At 60.1% G+C, this 15977-nt stretch carries 17 protein-coding genes and 1 tRNA gene; 9 read left to right on the plus strand and 9 right to left on the minus strand.

Annotated elements, in window-relative coordinates; all coding sequences use genetic code 11:
• Window positions 1-90 precede the first annotated feature (90 nt).
• The 3 genes from WI754_RS13875 (at window position 91) to WI754_RS13885 (ending at window position 3140) form a co-directional block, all read left to right on the plus strand.
• Window positions 91-1002, plus strand: a complete 912-nt coding sequence (locus WI754_RS13875) for a DMT family transporter (protein WP_349437817.1) — start codon at window positions 91-93, stop codon at window positions 1000-1002.
• Window positions 1003-1182: 180 nt separating this feature from the next.
• Window positions 1183-1785, plus strand: coding sequence for a hypothetical protein (locus WI754_RS13880; protein WP_349434014.1), 603 nt, complete (start codon window positions 1183-1185; stop codon window positions 1783-1785).
• A 95-nt stretch (window positions 1786-1880) separates the two neighbouring features.
• Entirely contained in the window at window positions 1881-3140 is a 1260-nt protein-coding gene (locus WI754_RS13885) for a hypothetical protein (RefSeq protein WP_349434015.1), read from the plus strand.
• Here WI754_RS13885 and lipB read toward each other — a convergent pair.
• The gene (gene lipB / locus WI754_RS13890; RefSeq protein WP_349434016.1) at window positions 3113-3856 is read right to left on the minus strand and encodes a lipoyl(octanoyl) transferase LipB; all 744 of its coding nucleotides are present in this window, start codon (window positions 3854-3856) and stop codon (window positions 3113-3115) included. The two genes, WI754_RS13885 and lipB, sit on opposite strands and share 28 nt — an antisense overlap.
• 196 nt (window positions 3857-4052) lie before the next feature.
• Here lipB and WI754_RS13895 point away from each other — a divergent pair.
• Window positions 4053-4137 (plus strand) — tRNA-Leu (locus WI754_RS13895).
• 64 nt (window positions 4138-4201) lie between these two features.
• Here the strand turns inward: WI754_RS13895 and WI754_RS13900 are convergent.
• Window positions 4202-4702 carry a peptide deformylase gene (locus tag WI754_RS13900; RefSeq protein ID WP_349434017.1) on the minus strand — a complete coding sequence of 167 codons (501 nt, stop codon included), beginning with the start codon at window positions 4700-4702 and terminating at the stop codon, window positions 4202-4204.
• 257 nt (window positions 4703-4959) lie between these two features.
• Between WI754_RS13900 and mgtE the strand changes: the two genes are divergently transcribed.
• Both mgtE and WI754_RS13910 read left to right on the plus strand, forming a co-directional pair.
• Window positions 4960-6387: a magnesium transporter gene (mgtE, locus tag WI754_RS13905; protein WP_349434018.1), complete on the plus strand. Its 1428-nt coding sequence runs from the start codon at window positions 4960-4962 to the stop codon at window positions 6385-6387.
• A 166-nt stretch (window positions 6388-6553) separates the two neighbouring features.
• Complete coding sequence (locus tag WI754_RS13910) at window positions 6554-6940, plus strand: MerR family DNA-binding transcriptional regulator (protein ID WP_349434019.1); 387 nt, start codon at window positions 6554-6556, stop codon at window positions 6938-6940.
• Between the two features lie 28 nt (window positions 6941-6968).
• Here the strand turns inward: WI754_RS13910 and WI754_RS13915 are convergent, their stop codons facing one another.
• The 3 genes from WI754_RS13915 to WI754_RS13925 form a co-directional block, all read right to left on the minus strand.
• Window positions 6969-7442 carry an isoprenylcysteine carboxylmethyltransferase family protein gene (locus WI754_RS13915; protein ID WP_349434020.1) on the minus strand — a complete coding sequence of 158 codons (474 nt, stop codon included), beginning with the start codon at window positions 7440-7442 and terminating at the stop codon, window positions 6969-6971.
• Between the two features lie 2 nt (window positions 7443-7444).
• The gene (locus WI754_RS13920; protein ID WP_349434021.1) at window positions 7445-8452 is read right to left on the minus strand and encodes a DUF1624 domain-containing protein; all 1008 of its coding nucleotides are present in this window, start codon (window positions 8450-8452) and stop codon (window positions 7445-7447) included.
• An 80-nt stretch (window positions 8453-8532) separates the two neighbouring features.
• Entirely contained in the window at window positions 8533-9225 is a 693-nt protein-coding gene (locus WI754_RS13925) for a DUF599 domain-containing protein (RefSeq protein WP_349434022.1), read from the minus strand.
• A 257-nt stretch (window positions 9226-9482) separates the two neighbouring features.
• On the opposite strand from WI754_RS13925, the gene WI754_RS13930 reads away from it, so the two are divergent.
• Window positions 9483-10883 carry an L-serine ammonia-lyase gene (locus WI754_RS13930; protein WP_349434023.1) on the plus strand — a complete coding sequence of 467 codons (1401 nt, stop codon included), beginning with the start codon at window positions 9483-9485 and terminating at the stop codon, window positions 10881-10883.
• Window positions 10884-10954: 71 nt separating this feature from the next.
• The gene (locus tag WI754_RS13935) at window positions 10955-11392 is read left to right on the plus strand and encodes a DUF1489 family protein (RefSeq protein ID WP_349434024.1); all 438 of its coding nucleotides are present in this window, start codon (window positions 10955-10957) and stop codon (window positions 11390-11392) included.
• Window positions 11393-11459: 67 nt separating this feature from the next.
• On the opposite strand, the gene WI754_RS13940 is transcribed toward WI754_RS13935, so the two are convergent.
• From WI754_RS13940 to WI754_RS13950, 3 genes are all read right to left on the minus strand, one after another.
• On the minus strand, window positions 11460-11726 hold the full coding sequence (locus WI754_RS13940) for a hypothetical protein (RefSeq protein ID WP_349434026.1): 267 nt from the start codon (window positions 11724-11726) through the stop codon (window positions 11460-11462).
• 79 nt (window positions 11727-11805) lie between these two features.
• Window positions 11806-13287 (minus strand): D-alanyl-D-alanine carboxypeptidase, encoded by a 1482-nt coding sequence (locus tag WI754_RS13945; RefSeq protein WP_349434027.1) that lies wholly within the window; start codon window positions 13285-13287, stop codon window positions 11806-11808.
• A 196-nt stretch (window positions 13288-13483) separates the two neighbouring features.
• Window positions 13484-14215, minus strand: coding sequence for a hypothetical protein (locus WI754_RS13950; protein ID WP_349434029.1), 732 nt, complete (start codon window positions 14213-14215; stop codon window positions 13484-13486).
• A 140-nt stretch (window positions 14216-14355) separates the two neighbouring features.
• On the opposite strand from WI754_RS13950, the gene WI754_RS13955 reads away from it, so the two are divergent.
• Window positions 14356-14679: a hypothetical protein gene (locus WI754_RS13955; protein ID WP_349434030.1), complete on the plus strand. Its 324-nt coding sequence runs from the start codon at window positions 14356-14358 to the stop codon at window positions 14677-14679.
• A 167-nt stretch (window positions 14680-14846) separates the two neighbouring features.
• Here the strand turns inward: WI754_RS13955 and WI754_RS13960 are convergent, their stop codons facing one another.
• On the minus strand, window positions 14847-15455 hold the full coding sequence (locus WI754_RS13960; protein WP_349434031.1) for a transglutaminase-like cysteine peptidase: 609 nt from the start codon (window positions 15453-15455) through the stop codon (window positions 14847-14849).
• Between the last annotated feature and the right edge of the window lie 522 nt (window positions 15456-15977).

Raw genomic sequence — 15977 nt, forward strand, 5'->3', positions numbered from 1 at the left:
GCCTTCGCTTCCGTGGTTCGACAACGAAGAAATGGGAACTCCAGTTTGAGCACGCCACCTCGTACAACCGACGCCCCCGCCACCACCGTCATGCAGGGGCTTGCGATCATGCTGTTCGCGATGATCATCCTGCCGTGCATGGACGCGATCGCCAAATATATGGCGGTCTATCAGGACATGTCGCCGGGGCAGGTGACGTTCTACCGATTTTTCTTCCAGCTCGTTTCGGTGCTGCCGCTGCTGCTGACGACCGGCGGTCTCAGTGCGCTGAAGCCCAGGCGGCTCTGGTTCAATCTGCTGCGCGGCGTCCTGCTTGCCGGGGCGGCACTGTTGTTCTTCGTCTCGGTCAAATACATGCCGCTCGCCGACGTCTTCGCCATCTATTTCGTCGAACCGTTCATCCTCACCTGCCTTTCGGCACTGGTTCTTCGCGAAAGGGTCGGGTGGCGGCGCTGGCTTGCCATCATCATCGGCTTCGGTGGCGCGATGATCGTCATCCAGCCGAGTTTCGAACTCTTCGGGGCGAAGTCATTGTTGCCGGTCCTCTGCGCGTTCCTGTTCGCCTGTTATCTCCTCTTGAACCGGCTTGTCGGCACCGCCGACACGCCGCTGGCAATGCAGACGATCGCCGGCGTTGGCGGGTCTCTGTTCATGATCGTGGCGATCGCCGTCGGCCACAGTGCTGGAGCGGTGGATTTCGTGCCGTCGTTGCCGCATTCCCCGCTGGGCTGGATTCTGGTCATCGTTCTCGGCACGATTTCCGGATACGGCCATCTCCTCGTCGTCAAGGCATTTCAGGCAGCGCCCGTCTCGCTTCTCGCACCATTCCACTATTTCGAGATCATCACGGGAACCGCCCTGGGCTTCCTGATCTTCGGGGAATTTCCGACAGCGTCGAAATGGCTTGGCATCGCCATCATCGTCGGTTCCGGTCTTTTCATGATCTGGCGGGAGCGGCGGGCGGGGCAACTGCATAGTTCCTTAAATCGGGAATCGATTTAAGGAACTATGCAGCCGTTCAAAGTGTCGCTGCGTCCTTAGCGCGTCTCGAACGACGCGCGGCGCAGCAATGGTAAAATTTGAATGAATCGTACAAGCCCTTGTTAACGCCTATTCTTTTCTGAATGGAAACGGGTTACGCCTACTCTACTTCCAGTTTCATGATGAAATGGGAGAGAAAAGATGAGTGAACTTCGTCTTTCTTATCCGGCATGTGTGATCGCCGGGAAGACGCGCCTGACGGCCGAAGATATCGGCATTCTGCGCGAGCATGTTTTCGCAGGAGGTCTGACCTCGTCGCAGGATGCGATGATCCTTCTGGCGATCAACAGCTCGTGCAGCGAAAAATGCCCTGAATGGCATCACTATTTCATCGAAACGATGACGAACTTCATCGTCCACCGCAACGATCCACAGGGCGCCATGGACGCATGGAAGGCCGACTGGCTGGTTGCGATGATCTCGACGCGAGGCGTGATCAATTCGTCCATCGAACTCGATCTGCTGTTTCATGTCATCGATATCTCGTCCCACATTCCCGACAACCTTTCGATCTTCGCGCTTAACCAGATTCGCCTCGCAATCATCGACGAGATTGGCGCCTGGGCTGGAATGCGCGGCAGCAGCCAGCATGGCCTGCAGAAATCGGATGTCATGCTGATCACCCGCGTGATGAGTGCGATCGCGCGCTCGCGCGGCAGCCGACTGACGGCGCGCGAGCGCCGCATACTCGACCAGATCGGCGTTCTATCCGGCGTGTCAGGCGATCATGCGGCGGCGGCATAGCCTTGGGAAACAGGATAGCCGGTCGATACCGGCTCTCGCACGATTTGTTCATGCTCTGCAGCTAGCGTTCGGCTGAGGCAAGGCGGAGGACGCGTATGGCGGCGCACATTTCGGTAATCGTGCTTCTGGTCATCAATATCGGCCTTGTCTGGCTTCTGATGGCAGCGCCGGTCGGGCGACGCACTGTGCGGCTACATGCGACGTTCCGGGCCGGAGCGGACAGGGTCTGGGGCGCCGTCTCGCCGCTCGGCGCATCGGCCGATTGGCATCACTCCGTCCTGACCAGCCGTGTGTTGCCCGGTGCTGAAAACCACGTGCAGCAGACCTACACCCATCTCGACCGGCATGGCCAGCCGACCGTTCGGACCTTCGCGATCACCGAAAAGACCGCTCACGCCTACGAGGCCCACGTCATCGACGACAGTGCCGTTGACGCATCGTTCTGGAAGGATTTTCGCGAGCGTCGCGGCATCGAGGAAGACGGCGATATGGTTCATCTGACGATCGAGCAGAGCGACCGCTATCGTGGCTTCGCCTTCCTGATTTTCCGCTTCTTCGCCTTGCGGCGGGAAGTGAGGGCGCTGCAGCAGTGGCTGGAGACTGGGACGAGCAAACCCGTGCGCGCCGGCTTCGAGCACCCGCCCGTGCAATGCGCTCTGGCGCTTCTCTCGACATTGCTTCTCTGGCCGTTTTTCGGTCTGACCAGCGACGGCCTGATGCTGTCGGCACTGCTGACGCTGGTCATCGTGCTGCACGAGCTGGGTCACATGGCCGCCTACCGTGCCTTCGGCCACAAGACGGTGCGGATGATCTTCGTGCCGCTGTTGGGCGGCATCGCCATCGGCGGCAGGCCGTATAATTCCCTGTTCGAAGTCGCCACCTGTGCCCTGATGGGAGCCGGTATGTCGGCTTTCGTCATTCCAGTCGCGATCGCCCTGCATGAGGCGGGCGGCGAGGGCGTGCTCGCCCTCGTGCCACGGCAGTCGATCCTGGTATTTCTGCTGATTCTCGGCGCCTTCAACCTGCTCAATCTCCTGCCTATGAACCGCTTCGATGGCGGGCAGGTGCTGCGCCAGATATTCCGCTCCCGGACAAGCCTGATGACCGGAAGTTTTCTTCTGACGTTGGTCATTCTCGGGGTAGGCTGGCGCATCGGTCTGTCGTCGCAGGTGCTGTTGGCGGGGCTCGCCATCTTCGCTCTGCTGAGCCTTGTGGGGCAGGGCGGCGTCAAGCCGCGGCATCGCCTGGACGAGATGACCGGCGGCCAGCGTATCGTCAGCGGCCTCGGCCTCTATTCAGCCGTCGCCCTGCATGGCTATGCCATCGTCTACGCGACGGACCGGCTGTTTTCCTGAGCGCCGTCGTTGATTGTCGGGCCGAAAATATCCTCGAACGCCTGACGCAGCTTGATGTCGACATCGGTCATCATCACCGGCAGGCCGAGGTCGACGAGGCTGGTGACGCCATAGCCGCGGATGCCGCAGGGCACGATGCCGCCGAAATGATCGAGATCCGGATCGACGTTCAGCGAAAGCCCGTGAAAGCTCACCCATTTGCGCAGGCGGATACCGATGGCGGCGATCTTGTCTTCCGCCATCGAACCATCGGGAAGGGGTTGGCGCTCCGGCCGGCGTACCCAGACGCCGACGCGGTCCTCGCGTCGTTCGCCTTTGACATTCATACTGGCGAGCGTGTCGATGACCAGGCTTTCGAGTGCGGCGACAAAGGCGCGAACGTCCTGCCTGCGCCGCTTCAGATCGAGCATGACATAGACGACGCGCTGTCCCGGCCCGTGATAGGTGTATTCGCCGCCACGGCCGGTCTGGAACACCGGGAATCGGTCGGGCATCACAAGGTCCGATGCATCGGCGCTGGTGCCGGCGGTATAAAGCGGGGGATGCTCGACCAGCCACACGAGTTCGTCCCCTTCGCCGGCTGAGATTGCGGCCGCTTCGCGCTCCATCGTTTCCACAGCCTCGGCATAGTCGACGAGCGAAGGCGCGATTCTCCAGCGTACCGGCGCTGATCCTTCGGCAGAGAAGAATGTCTTTTCAAGGCTTTCGCGTTGCATGGCGCGGGTAATCCTGTTTGCAAGTGTTTTCTAAATGGTACGCGAAAGGCCAAGAGTCCAGCATTCTCAACGGGTGTGGTATGGGCCTGTTGAAATAGTTGCTGTTACCGTCAACTTTCTGGCATCCTGCCCTTGTGCACCCCAAATGCTTTTGCTACATGCACCCCCGCCGGAGCAATCAGGCACCTACCACGATGCGGTCGTGGCGGAATTGGTAGACGCGCAGCGTTGAGGTCGCTGTGGGGCAACCCGTGGAAGTTCGAGTCTTCTCGACCGCACCATTGGCTTTCAAGCCGAGCAAAAAGAGCCCGCTTTCAGCGGGTTTTTTTATGTCCCGCAAAGGGTTTAGCCATTCCGGGCAAGCTTTGCGAAACGCTTTGTCGCGCGCTCGCGCTTCAGCCGCGATAGGCGCTGCAGCCAGAAGATACCGTCGAGCTGGTCGATCTCATGCTGCAGGCAGACAGACAGGAACCCGTCCGCTTCTGTTTCCACCACATCGCCGGAAAGCGTCTGGTAGCGGACATTGATCAGACGCGGCCGAACGACGTCGTCGGTGATTCCGGGCATGGAGACGCTGCCTTCGGCGTGCGAGACCGTGTCATCGGACGACCAGATAATTTCCGGATTGACGTAGATTTTCGGTCCTGACGCGGGATCAAGCTCGATGACCGTGAGGCGCTGCAGGATGCCGATATGCGGTGCCGTGATGCCGATGCCCGGCGCTGCGCGCATCGTTTCCAAGAGATCATTGGCCAGTGCGGCGAGATCCGCATCGAACCGTTCCACGGGCGCTGCCGCCATGCTCAGCCGCGCATCGGGAAATCGCAGGATCGATCGTATCGGCAAGGGTCAGGTTCCGCATTTTCAGGCTGTGTCAGAGCTAAACAATTCCTGTGATTTTGCAACAGCTTGGGCAAAAGTGATGGCATGATCGGTCTGAGGACGAATCGGATGGTGGACCTTGCCGGTGTGTTGGGCTAGCAGGGAGGGGCGGTTCCCATCACCGGGTCTCCGCGACCACCGATATGTGATATTGCCTTCCTGTTCCCGCCGGGCCTTGTACTGGCGTTTTGGATGGCTGCAATTCTTTCGAGGGCGGGCCCATGAGCAGCACCGGCGATCAGGAAAATGAGCGCAACGCGGTGGGCGAAGACGCCTATGACGGCTCCGATATCTATGCCGAGGACGGTTCGGTGCGCTCCGACTACCTGATGCATGTCGGCGCGGCCATCGCCGACCGCGATCTGCTTTATCTTCGTCAACATGTCGCCCGCCTGCACGCCTCGGAAATGGGCGACGTGTTGGAGGCGATCCAGCCGGACCAGCGCCGGGCACTCGTTTCCTTGCTCGGCGAGGACTTCGACCTTTCGGCACTGACCGAAGTGGACGAGGCGATCCGCCTCGATATCGTTGAGCACCTTCCGAACGAGCAGATCGCCGCCGCAATTGGTGAAATGGATTCGGACGACGCCGTCTACATTCTGGAAGACCTCGACCAGGAAGACCAGGAAGAGATTCTGTCGAAGCTGCCGTTCACCGAACGGGTGCGGTTGCGGCGCTCGCTCGACTATCCCGAAAGCACGGCCGGCCGCCGCATGCAGACGGAATTCGTCGCGGTGCCGCCGTTCTGGACGGTCGGCCAGACCATCGATTACATGCGCGAAGACGACGATCTACCGGAAAGCTTTACGCAGATTTTCGTGATCGACCCGACTTTCAAGCTGGTCGGCGCGCTTGATCTTGACCGCGTGCTTCGCACCAAACGCTCGGTCAAGGTCGAGACGATCATGCGCGAAACCAATCATCCCATACCGGCCGAAATGGACCAGGAAGAGGCGGCGCAGCTGTTCGAGCAATACGATTTGCTCTCCGCAGCGGTCGTCGACGAAAACAATCGGCTCGTCGGCGTCTTGACCATCGATGACGTCGTCGACGTCATCCAGGAAGAAGCCGAAGAAGACCTGATGCGCCTCGGCGGCGTCGGTGATGAAGAACTCTCCGATTCGATTGGTAGCACGTCGCGTTCGCGCGTGCCGTGGCTGCTGGTCAATCTGCTGACGGCGTTTCTGGCCGCATCGGTCATCGGGCTTTTCGAAGCGACGATCCAGCAGATCGTCGCGCTTGCCGTGCTGATGCCGATCGTTGCGGGCATGGGCGGCAATGCCGGCTCGCAGACGATGACGGTCACGGTGCGCGCGCTCGCGACCCGTGATCTCGATATTCACAATGCTTGGCGCATCGTTCGCCGTGAGGCCGGTGTCGGCCTTTTGAACGGGTTGTTGTTCGGCATGTTGATCGGCATTGTCGCCGGCGCCTGGTTCCAGGACCACAATATCGGCGGCATCATCGCTGCTGCCATGCTGATCAACATGATCGCCGCCGCACTTGCCGGGATCATGATCCCGCTGCTGCTCGACCGTTTCGGCGCCGATCCCGCCGTTTCTTCGGCGGTTTTCGTCACCACGGTAACGGATGTGACCGGATTTTTCGCCTTCCTCGGCCTGGCAACCTGGTGGTTCCACGTTACCTAGGGCTTACGTGAAAATTTGACTTTTACGTCAAAGTCAATCAGATTGACGAGGGACAACGCGACGGCCTCGTTTCGGGCGGGCTAACCGGCGCGATACTTAAACCGCATCTGTGAATATGGGCGCCTTTTGCGCTGTCTTTCCAGCTGCGGTTCCGAGCGAGGCTGGCGTGAACAAATACTATACCATTACGGAACTGACACGGGAATTCGGGATTTCGACCCGCACGCTGCGTTTCTACGAAGATGAGGGGCTCATCCATCCAGAACGTCGCGGTCGTACCCGGCTGTTCCGCTCGGCCGATCGCCGGCTGATTATGGAAATCCTGCGTGGCCGCCGTATTGGCTTCACCATCGCCGAGATCCGAGAAATCATCCAGGTCTATAAGGATCCGCCCGGCGAGGCCGGGCAGCTGCGCCTGTTGATGAAGCGTGTCGAGGAAAAGCGCGAAGAACTGATACAGAAGCGCAAGGACATCGAAGAGACCCTGGAAGAATTGAGCAATGTCGAGGAAGCCTGTCTAACCCGGCTCGCCGAAATCGGTGTTGGCACCTGAACCGCATGGGCTCGCGCCATGGTCCGTGTCAAATCCACCGGCTGGTGGCGCGGCAATAGCGTTCGAACTCGAAGCCGAAGCGCGATAGGAGGTGCAGTTCTTCCTTGCGGATCGCGAAAGCGGTCGTCAGCGCTACAGCCAAACTGGCCAGAATGAAGAACCATGGATTGAGCGTGATCAGGCCTAAGCCGACCATCATGATCGTGTAGCCGAGATAGATCGGATTGCGGGTGAGGCGGAACGGTCCGCAGGTGACGAGATGCGACGAACGTCGGTGCGGCAGAACGGCGGTGTGCCGTTCGATCAGTGTCTTCAGTGCCCATATATCCAGCGAGACTGCGACGAGGATGAGGGCCGCGCCGGCGAGCCAGGACAGCCAGCCGTGGCTGTGAGCGACCGAAATCGGCACCAAACGCCCCAAGGCCACCGCAGCCAGCATGGCAACCACATAGAGAACGGGTGGCCAGGGGTAGGTCAGCGGCTTGGCGCGATAGGCGTTCATGGCTATTCCTTCGCTTGTGCGTCCACGGTGCATTGACCGGCGATGCGCGCAATGCGCTCGTCGGTGGTGATGTCGATTTTGCCTGCGTTCAGTGGCTCGAAAAGATTTTCTTCCATCAGCTTGTCTAGCGTGCAGCCACAGAATTTCGCGCAGATGGCCGCCGTCTCCTGTTTGCTGCAGGTCACCTCGCAATTTGCGCGAAATGCCTCGACGGGGTCCGGCTTGGCTGCGGGAAAACCGAGAGAGAAGAGGTAGACGAGTGCGAACAGCAGCGGCTGATGCAGAAGGTAGATGATGAGACTGTGACGGCCAGCCGTGGTGAGCACGGTTTTCCACCGCGCGCTGCCATCGGTGCGCAATTTGTCGAACCATCCGAAGCGCGACGCGATGCGCGCCGCCGCAATGCCCGCAAGGAACGGAGCAAGCCACGGAAGCAGCGGCACATAGTCGTTCGAGCGGGGCAACGTTTCCGCGAGGCCAACCCACAAGAGCGCCGGCGTGTCGAAGACCGGCGATCGCAGGATGAGCGGTGTCGCAAGGGCAGCGGCCGCCGCCGCCAATGTCAGGACGACGGGCAGTCTCAGGAAAATCAGGCCGATCGCGCTTGCCGCGGCGATCGAATGCAGGATGCCGAAGAAGATGAAGCTGTCGGGAAAGACGAACCAGGTGACGCCGGTGATGGCGAGGGCAGCCGCTGCTATTTTCGCAAAGCGGATGGTGAAGGAGCGGACGCGAATGAAGGGGTAGTGTCCGAGCACGAGGCTGACACCGGCTAGAAACAGGAAACTGCCGGCGATCAGCCGGGCATATATCTTGAATGCACCAGTCCCGACGGTGCCCGGTTCGATATAGCCGAAAAATTCCAGGTCCCAGGAGAAATGATAGGTCGCCATGGCGATCAGGGCAACACCACGCAGGGCATCGATCGCCCAGATCCGGCCCCCTTTTTCGGCGGTTGCCGGTGGCGCTGTCCCTTTGTCGCTTGCGGTGACTGCGTTGGGAATCGACATGGCTCTACTTTCCAATCATCAGAACATACGGCGGCAAGCTTGCGTCAGGCGCAACGGTTCACCGTGCTGTCTCAAGAATCTCAGGGGTTTGTGTCGTCAAGAAGGGCTTCGCGCGCTTCCGAATAGAATTGCCGCCGCGTGAGGACGAAGATGACGAAGACGGTTAGGGTGATGAAGACATAGGGGCTGACGAACCAGCCGAGATAGCCGATCGACAGGAAGATGCTGCGCAGACCGGCATTGAAGTGCTTGGCGGCGAGGATGTTCATCTTGACTGCCCGTCCGGCTGCCCTTTCGGCTCCGACGCGGTCCTGCAGCATGTCCGACATCATCGGGATGCCGCCGATCAGGATGGAGCAGTAGTTGAACAGGCGGTAGGACCAGGCGAACTTGAAGAACGCATAGGCGAACAGGCAGGCAAGGCCGCCAACCTTCAGCTCGAAGGCGCTGCGGCCGCCATGAAAGACATAAGGCAGGTCGTTCATGATAGTCTGGACCTGGTCGGTTGCTCCAAGCAGGGCGAAACAGCCGCCGAGCGCGAAGATCGTCGTCGAGGCGAAGAACGCCGTGCCCGCCTGCAGCCCGGCGACGATCTGGGTATCGATCATCTTCAAATCGCGAGTGAGCGAATTGAGAATCCACCGGCGCCGGTTTTCCATCATCAGGCGGGTCAGGCTGATCCGCTTGAGATGCACCTTGCCGTCCGTGGCCCAGTTGTACCCGGTCCATAGCAGCGCAAAAACCGCCAATGCGATATAATCCGTAAGTGTCATGCCTGCGTTTTTGGCATGGTTTGCCGAAATTGCAAGGCGTGGCGAAAGTTTGTAGCGCCCCTTGAAATCCGGTGCCGCGCATGGCGACTTATGCATGAGGAATCACCGCGTCGGCAAGGGAGCGGCAAAGCGTGTCGCACGCGCGGGAGCGGATGTCGGTCGATCGCCTGATGGCAGGCGCAGGATAGCCTAGTTTCATAGATATGATGATGGTCCGGCAGTGTTTCCTGCCAACCAGTGCCCAAGGCGGAGTTCGAATGTTTCTTTCGGTTTTTGATGTCTTCAAGATCGGTATCGGTCCTTCAAGCTCGCACACCATGGGCCCGATGTCGGCGGCGAATCGCTTTCTCGACCTGATCTTGTCGAGCGACTGGCCGCGGCCGGCCAATGCTGCCGTCGCCTCCATCAAGTCGAGCCTTCATGGTTCGCTCGCCTTTACCGGCGTTGGACACGGAACGGGCAGGGCGGTGATCCTCGGCCTGATGGGCGAGCGCCCAGATCAGGTCGATCCCGATCGCATGGATGGGATCATCGAAACGGTCGAGCGCACCGGTCGCATCACGCCTCCCGGACATCCAGCCTATGACTTCCAGCCCAAGACTGACTTGGTCTTCGACAAAAAAGTGCCTCTGCCGGGCCACGCCAATGGCATGTCCTTTTCCGCTTTCGATAAAGACGGAAGGCTGTTGTTGAAGCGTGTCTATTACTCGATCGGCGGCGGCTTCGTCGTCACCGATACCGAACTTGAGGCGATGAAGGCGAGCAAGACCAAGCCGGGCGGCGTCAAGGTTCCCTATCCCTTCGCAACCGCCAAGCAGATGCTGGAGATGGCGCAGCGCTCCGGCCTGTCGATCGCCCAGATGAAGCGGGCGAACGAGGAATGTTCGATGTCGCGGGAGGAGCTCGACGAGGGCCTCGACCGCATCTGGGCGGCGATGAAGAGCTGCATCGACCGTGGCCTGACCGGCGGCGGTATCCTGCCCGGCGGGCTGAAGGTGCGCCGCCGCGCCGCCATGATCCACGACAAGCTGCAGGACGAATGGCGCTCCAACAAGGTCAATCCGTTGCTCGCCAACGACTGGCTGAGCGTCTATGCGATGGCGGTCAACGAGGAGAACGCCGCAGGCGGTCGGGTGGTGACCTCGCCGACCAACGGCGCGGCAGGCGTGGTCCCCGCCACCATCCGCTACTACCTGCACTTCCACGACGATGCGGACCATCATGGTATTCGCGATTATCTTCTGACCGCGGCCGCGATCGGCGGCATTATCAAGTTCAACGCCTCGATCTCCGGCGCCGAGGTGGGCTGTCAGGGCGAGGTCGGGTCGGCCTCCGCGATGGCGGCGGCCGGTCTCGCTGCCGTGATGGGCGGCACTCCGGAGCAGATCGAGAACGCCGCGGAAATAGCGCTCGAACATCATCTCGGCATGACCTGCGATCCGATTGCCGGCCTCGTCCAGGTGCCCTGCATCGAGCGCAATGCGCTCGGCGCGGTCAAGGCTGTCACTGCCGCATCTCTGGCGATCAAGGGCGACGGACAGCATTTCGTGCCGCTGGATGCCTGCATCGAGACGATGCGCCAGACCGGGGTCGATATGCACGACAAATACAAGGAAACGTCCACCGGCGGTCTCGCCGTCAATGTCGTCGAGTGCTGAGCAGTCTCGTGTTGTGGAGCGGTCAAGAACAAGCTTGACCGCGATGGGCGACTAGGTGTTCAACTCCGGCCATGGCCTTGCATCTCATCAAGCTCTGCGTCGGCGCGGAATCGATCGAAGACCTTCGCGAATGGGTTTCGCGACGGGCGCTGACGGCGATTGCCGCCGGCCTCGAGCCGCACTCCTCCCACACGACCCGCATGGTCCCGAAACGCGTCGAGGAACTGCTCGATGGCGGATCGCTCTATTGGGTGATCAAGGGGCAGGTGCAGGCGCGCCAGCGGCTGACCGGCATCGAGACGTTTACGGACGCCGACGGCATCGGCCGCTGCAACCTCATTCTCGGTCCAGAAGTGATCGAAACGGCCTACCAGCCGCGCCGCGCCTTCCAGGGCTGGCGGTATCTGGAGGACAAGGATGCGCCGCGCGATTTGATGGCCTTGGGCGGCGGCGCGATGGAAATGCCACTTGAGCTGCGGCGCGAACTCGCTGAACTCGGCCTCCTCTGAAAGTCAACGGCCAGAACAACAAAAGCCCGGCGATGCCGGGCTTTTGTTGTTGGGCGGATGAGCATTCCTACCGGATTTTGATCCGGATCGGATAGCGTCCAGAGGGCGATGTGACATGCACATGGATTTGCGCGGCGGGTTGGGTCGAGCGCCAGGCCCGCGCGCCATGTGTCAGGAGCAGCGTCACCAGATCCTTCGTTTTCGACTTGGGGCGACTGCCGAGTTCGGCGATGCGCATGGCCGCTTCATGCAGAGGATGCAGGCCGTAGCGCGGCGCCTTCCTTTTCTTGTCCGGAGCGGGCGTCATGCCCGGCCCATTCTCGTTCATTCCCATAACTGACCTCGTTACGCAAAACCAAATCCGAGGAGGACCGCCGGCAAACGCTCGCCGGCGATCGAAACTTCAATACACGCTATTGCAGGCTGGCCCAGCAGGCGAAACCCTTGCGCTTCAGCGTCTTACAGGCGTTCACGGCCTTGTCCTGATTGGCGAACCCGCCGAAGCGCGCCCGATAGAGATGACCGTCGCCACTGGCAAAGGCCACGGTAAAGGGCGTTGCGCCGCGCAGGGCCTTGCCGCCCTTGTCCTTGGCGTTTTCGAGCAGCGTCATTGCCTGGTCCTTGTCCGGTGTCGCGCCGATCTGGATGACCCAGCCGGCAGGCGTCGATTCGGTGGCGGCCGGCGTTTCGGTTGCAGCCTTGGCAACGGAATTAGTGATCTGGTTGTCGACAGCGGCAGCCGGGACCGGTGCAGCCTTGGCAATCTTGCGGCTCTGGGCTTCCAGTGTATTCGGCACGATGGTTTCGTTCAGGACCGGATTGGCGCCGACCTTTGCCGGCTCGGCATAGGCGACTTCGATGCTCTTGGTGGTTTCGCCACTGTAGCGGAAATCCGGGACGGGGCCGTCGTTCGGCAGGTTGAAGCTGCCGCCGGTCGTGGCAACCGCGGCTTCGGCCGGCTGCTCTACGGCTTGCGCCTGCATGGTCGGCGCATCAGCCGTTTGCGCAATCAGGTCACCGCCGCCGCGGCGCGAGGCCGCCGGCAGGTATTTGGCGACGAGGGAGCGCATCTGCGCGTCGCGGGCGCCGCCGGATTTGCCGCCGAGCACAACGCCGACAATGCTGCGGCCATCGGCTTGGGCGGATGTCACAAGGTTGAAGCCAGCGGCGCGAGTGTAGCCGGTCTTGATGCCGTCGACGCCGCGGACATTGCCGAGGAGACGGTTGTGGTTGCCGATCGTCTGCTTGCCGAAGCGGAAGCTGCGTGTTGAGAAATAGGAGTAGTACTGCGGGAAGTGCTGGCGAAGCGCGATGCCGAGGCGCGCCTGATCGCGCGCCGTCGTCATCTGCGCGGTGTTCGGCAGGCCGTTGGCATTGCGATACGTGGTGCGGGTCATGCCGAGCGCACGAGCCTTGTTGGTCATGATCCGACCGAAACGATCTTCCGAGCCGCCGAGCAGCTCGCCGAGCGCGGTTGCAGCATCATTTGCCGAGCGGGTAACCAGGGCAAGGATCGCCTGTTCCACGGTGATCGAATTGCCGGCGCGCACGCCAAGCTTCGACGGTGGCTCGGCTGATGCATGCTTGGAGAAGGGAACCGGTGTGCTCGTGCTGATCTTGCCGGCTTCAAGCGCTTCAAAGGTCAGGTAGAGCGTCATCATCTTGGTAAGCGAGGCCGGGTAGCGAAGGCTATCGGCGTCCTCGCTGTAGAGGACCTTGCCGGTCTTGGCGTCAACGACGATGCCGGCATATTGCGCTGCTGCAGCGGTGGAGATGGTCGTCAGCGAAGCGGCCAGCGAGACCAGCAGCACCCGGCAGGTTTTCTGCAAGAATGGGACAATGGTGCGTTGAACGGAACCGTTGAATATGGATTTGGACACTACACTACTCTTCATTCTTTTTCACAAATGTCGTCCGGGCGTGGCCTCCAGAAACGACCGTTCTCAAAACTCTATCGGGATAGCGTTACCAATCGGTTTATGATGAATGATTGGTTTCCGTATTCCGCCGGTTGAATTGCATTTCGCTACAAAATCAGCCGCAGGTCTGGCCGAGAGAATGACGGGCGAAGCCACCGAAAAATGGGGAATGTCATGGGGCGAGCTTGCTATTCACGTAGTTGAGGACGGCCGTCTCGATGGCTTGCCATTGTGGCAGCAATTGGCTCGAAAAGCGGTAAAGCACAACAAGATCGTGACCCGCATGAATATCGCGCTGGCAATCGGCGCTGGTGGACATCGCGGGCGTCGCCGGCAGGATACAGCGCACGGTATAGGCCGTGTCTCTGTTACGGTCCGCCGTGAAGAAGACTTCCTGGCCATAACCGGAATTCTCCTTCATCGCATGGCGTTGCAGACCGGCCGGGCCGGGCAGGGCCGCACCTTCGAAAAGATGCTGATAGATCGGCTCCAGCCGCCCCGACATGTCGCGCGACATCGTGCTCTGGGAAATTTCGAGAAAGACCAGCGATTCCGGACGATTGACATCGTTGAAGAGCGAGCGGGTCTTGTCGGTGTAGCCCTGCATGCCGGGCCACGTGAGATAGAGGTCGGTCCGCTCGGCCACGCCGGTCATGCGTTGCTCTTCAAAGCGGATCACGTTGGACGGCAGCCGAAGGTGATCCTGTCCAATGAAGATATCATTATTTTCGGTACTCGTCGTATGTCCCGCCAGCGCCAGGTTTTCACCATACCAGCGCCCGGCAACGCTAATGCCCGCGGTCAATAGGGCGAGGCTGGCGACCATGGCCGTCAGGCGATAGACAAACCGCGGGGAGATCAGCGGCCCGTGATCCTCAGCGGTGGTTGCAGGATTGGCTGTCATCGGTGGGTCGCAACCTTGCTCTCGTTAACAGGTGGTATAAATTCCAGCCGGATGCGTCCCGAAATGAAACAGCCTGGACGGCACGGAACTTGCTGATTGGCAGGGTGACTTCAAGGCTGCTGCAACATGGTTAATTTTCAATGAATTTTGCGACGATCTTCCTTCTGCTGGCTGCCGGATTTGGCGTCTCTTTCATTGTTCTGGATGTCAGCCGGGTCGCGGGCCGCCGCCACTGGCCATCATCGTATGATGTGACGAGTGACAATTTCCGGCCGTTCGCCATATTCCTGGCACTGTTTGCCGGGCCGGCCCTGTTCGTGCAGGCGCTGTGGCGGATGCTCTTGTCCGGCGGTGCGCGGATCAGCGACGGTATCCTTGGCGTCGCGATCGCCTGCGGATGGGCCTGCTGCTACGGGCTATTGATTGTACAATGCGTCCGTCTCTCCGGTCTGCCGGCACCCTGATTTTTGCTGCAATTGGCCGCGCGGCGCAAAGAAGAGGCCGGTTCCGGGGACAGCGGAACCGGCCAAGAAGGCTTGGTCTGGGACGGGGATTGGGGACTGACCGAAGCCCTCTCAGACGCGGGCCGGGCATCCTGAGCCGACCCGCGAATGTCTCATGTCCGTGAGGACTACTGGGTCACGCTGCCGACGGCGACCGTGCGGCCATCCTGAAGCTTTACCCACCGGCCGGAATTCTGTTCCGATTGCCGCTTGAGAAAGGTGTATTCGGTCTCCGACCACAAAAGCACCTTGTTGCGCATGTTGTCGAGCACGAAGTCGCCGCGATCGGTGCGCACGGTGAGAACCGCGTGGCCGTCGCCGTTCGGTTGCAGCACGACGGTGATCAGAAGGTCGGAGGGCGAAAAGCCGGCGTCAATCAACCGCTTGCGCTTCAAAAGCACGTAATCTTCGCAGTCGCCGACTTGGTCGGGATAGGCCCAATACTCTTCGACGCCGTAGATTTCCTTGTCCGTCATCGGCGTCACCGCCTGATTGACGTCGTAGTTGACCTCAAGGATCTTCTTCCAGCCGTCGCGGGTCAGGACGGCCGGTGCCGAACCGCCCGGATTGGACCGGCACTCCTGCGGCAGGTTGCGGCAGAATTCGTAGTGCCCGACCGGCGGATTGGTCGCGCCATCGGTGGTCATGTTCGCTGGAAACGCGAGCGCCGAATGCGCTGCGACTGCAGAGAAGAGTGCTCCGATGAGGCCCGCCTTCAGGAACGTTTTCGTTGTCATGCTTGTCTCCCCGTTGTGGCTAGACAATGACACCGAGATTTTTATTGCTCGCGAAAATTGGAAGTAAAATAAAGTACAAAACAGATTGAAATAAGTATAAAAGTCGAACTTAACTTGATTAAATGTTGCGATTCATTTGATTCAATTATGTGTAAATTTTGATGCATTTTCCGCGTGCATATGGGCGGTTTAAGCGATGGGAAACCATCTATATGGCGGAAAAATCGATGTTTTCGACAATCAGCATGTGCGGCGAAAGGTGGGGCAGCGGCGTGAACTCGAATGGCCGGCGCTATTCGGGGCGACAGGGTCGTGTCCCGGATAGACTTTGTTTACCAGAATGTTTGCTGCCTTTGACCGGAAGTAGCGGTAAAACAGGCGAAATTATTTTTTGTTCCGGCACGAAAAATTGTGGCCGGATGAAGAAATCTGAAAAATCGGGGCCTTTGCGAGCTGGCGTATGTACCAGATTGGGGCGTTTTTCGGCGGGCCTCCGCGCGTCGGCGGACGTGACTTGGCGCT

Origin of the sequence: Pararhizobium sp. A13 (genome assembly GCF_040126305.1) — a bacterium.
Classification (GTDB): Bacteria; Pseudomonadota; Alphaproteobacteria; order Rhizobiales; family Rhizobiaceae; genus Pararhizobium.

What these genes read in the sequence shown, in the direction of transcription:
- WI754_RS13875 (WP_349437817.1), top strand. Translation starts at nt 91, where the DNA reads ATGCAGGGGCTTGCGATCATGCTGTTCGCGATGATCATCCTGCCGTGC.
- WI754_RS13880 (WP_349434014.1), top strand. Translation starts at nt 1,183, where the DNA reads ATGAGTGAACTTCGTCTTTCTTATCCGGCATGTGTGATCGCCGGGAAG.
- WI754_RS13885 (WP_349434015.1), top strand. Translation starts at nt 1,881, where the DNA reads ATGGCGGCGCACATTTCGGTAATCGTGCTTCTGGTCATCAATATCGGC.
- lipB (WP_349434016.1), bottom strand. Translation starts at nt 3,856, where the DNA reads ATGCAACGCGAAAGCCTTGAAAAGACATTCTTCTCTGCCGAAGGATCA.
- mgtE (WP_349434018.1), top strand. Translation starts at nt 4,960, where the DNA reads ATGAGCAGCACCGGCGATCAGGAAAATGAGCGCAACGCGGTGGGCGAA.
- WI754_RS13915 (WP_349434020.1), bottom strand. Translation starts at nt 7,442, where the DNA reads ATGAACGCCTATCGCGCCAAGCCGCTGACCTACCCCTGGCCACCCGTT.
- WI754_RS13920 (WP_349434021.1), bottom strand. Translation starts at nt 8,452, where the DNA reads ATGTCGATTCCCAACGCAGTCACCGCAAGCGACAAAGGGACAGCGCCA.
- WI754_RS13925 (WP_349434022.1), bottom strand. Translation starts at nt 9,225, where the DNA reads ATGACACTTACGGATTATATCGCATTGGCGGTTTTTGCGCTGCTATGG.
- WI754_RS13930 (WP_349434023.1), top strand. Translation starts at nt 9,483, where the DNA reads ATGTTTCTTTCGGTTTTTGATGTCTTCAAGATCGGTATCGGTCCTTCA.
- WI754_RS13935 (WP_349434024.1), top strand. Translation starts at nt 10,955, where the DNA reads ATGGCCTTGCATCTCATCAAGCTCTGCGTCGGCGCGGAATCGATCGAA.
- WI754_RS13940 (WP_349434026.1), bottom strand. Translation starts at nt 11,726, where the DNA reads ATGGGAATGAACGAGAATGGGCCGGGCATGACGCCCGCTCCGGACAAG.
- WI754_RS13945 (WP_349434027.1), bottom strand. Translation starts at nt 13,287, where the DNA reads ATGAAGAGTAGTGTAGTGTCCAAATCCATATTCAACGGTTCCGTTCAA.
- WI754_RS13950 (WP_349434029.1), bottom strand. Translation starts at nt 14,215, where the DNA reads ATGACAGCCAATCCTGCAACCACCGCTGAGGATCACGGGCCGCTGATC.
- WI754_RS13955 (WP_349434030.1), top strand. Translation starts at nt 14,356, where the DNA reads ATGAATTTTGCGACGATCTTCCTTCTGCTGGCTGCCGGATTTGGCGTC.
- WI754_RS13960 (WP_349434031.1), bottom strand. Translation starts at nt 15,455, where the DNA reads ATGACAACGAAAACGTTCCTGAAGGCGGGCCTCATCGGAGCACTCTTC.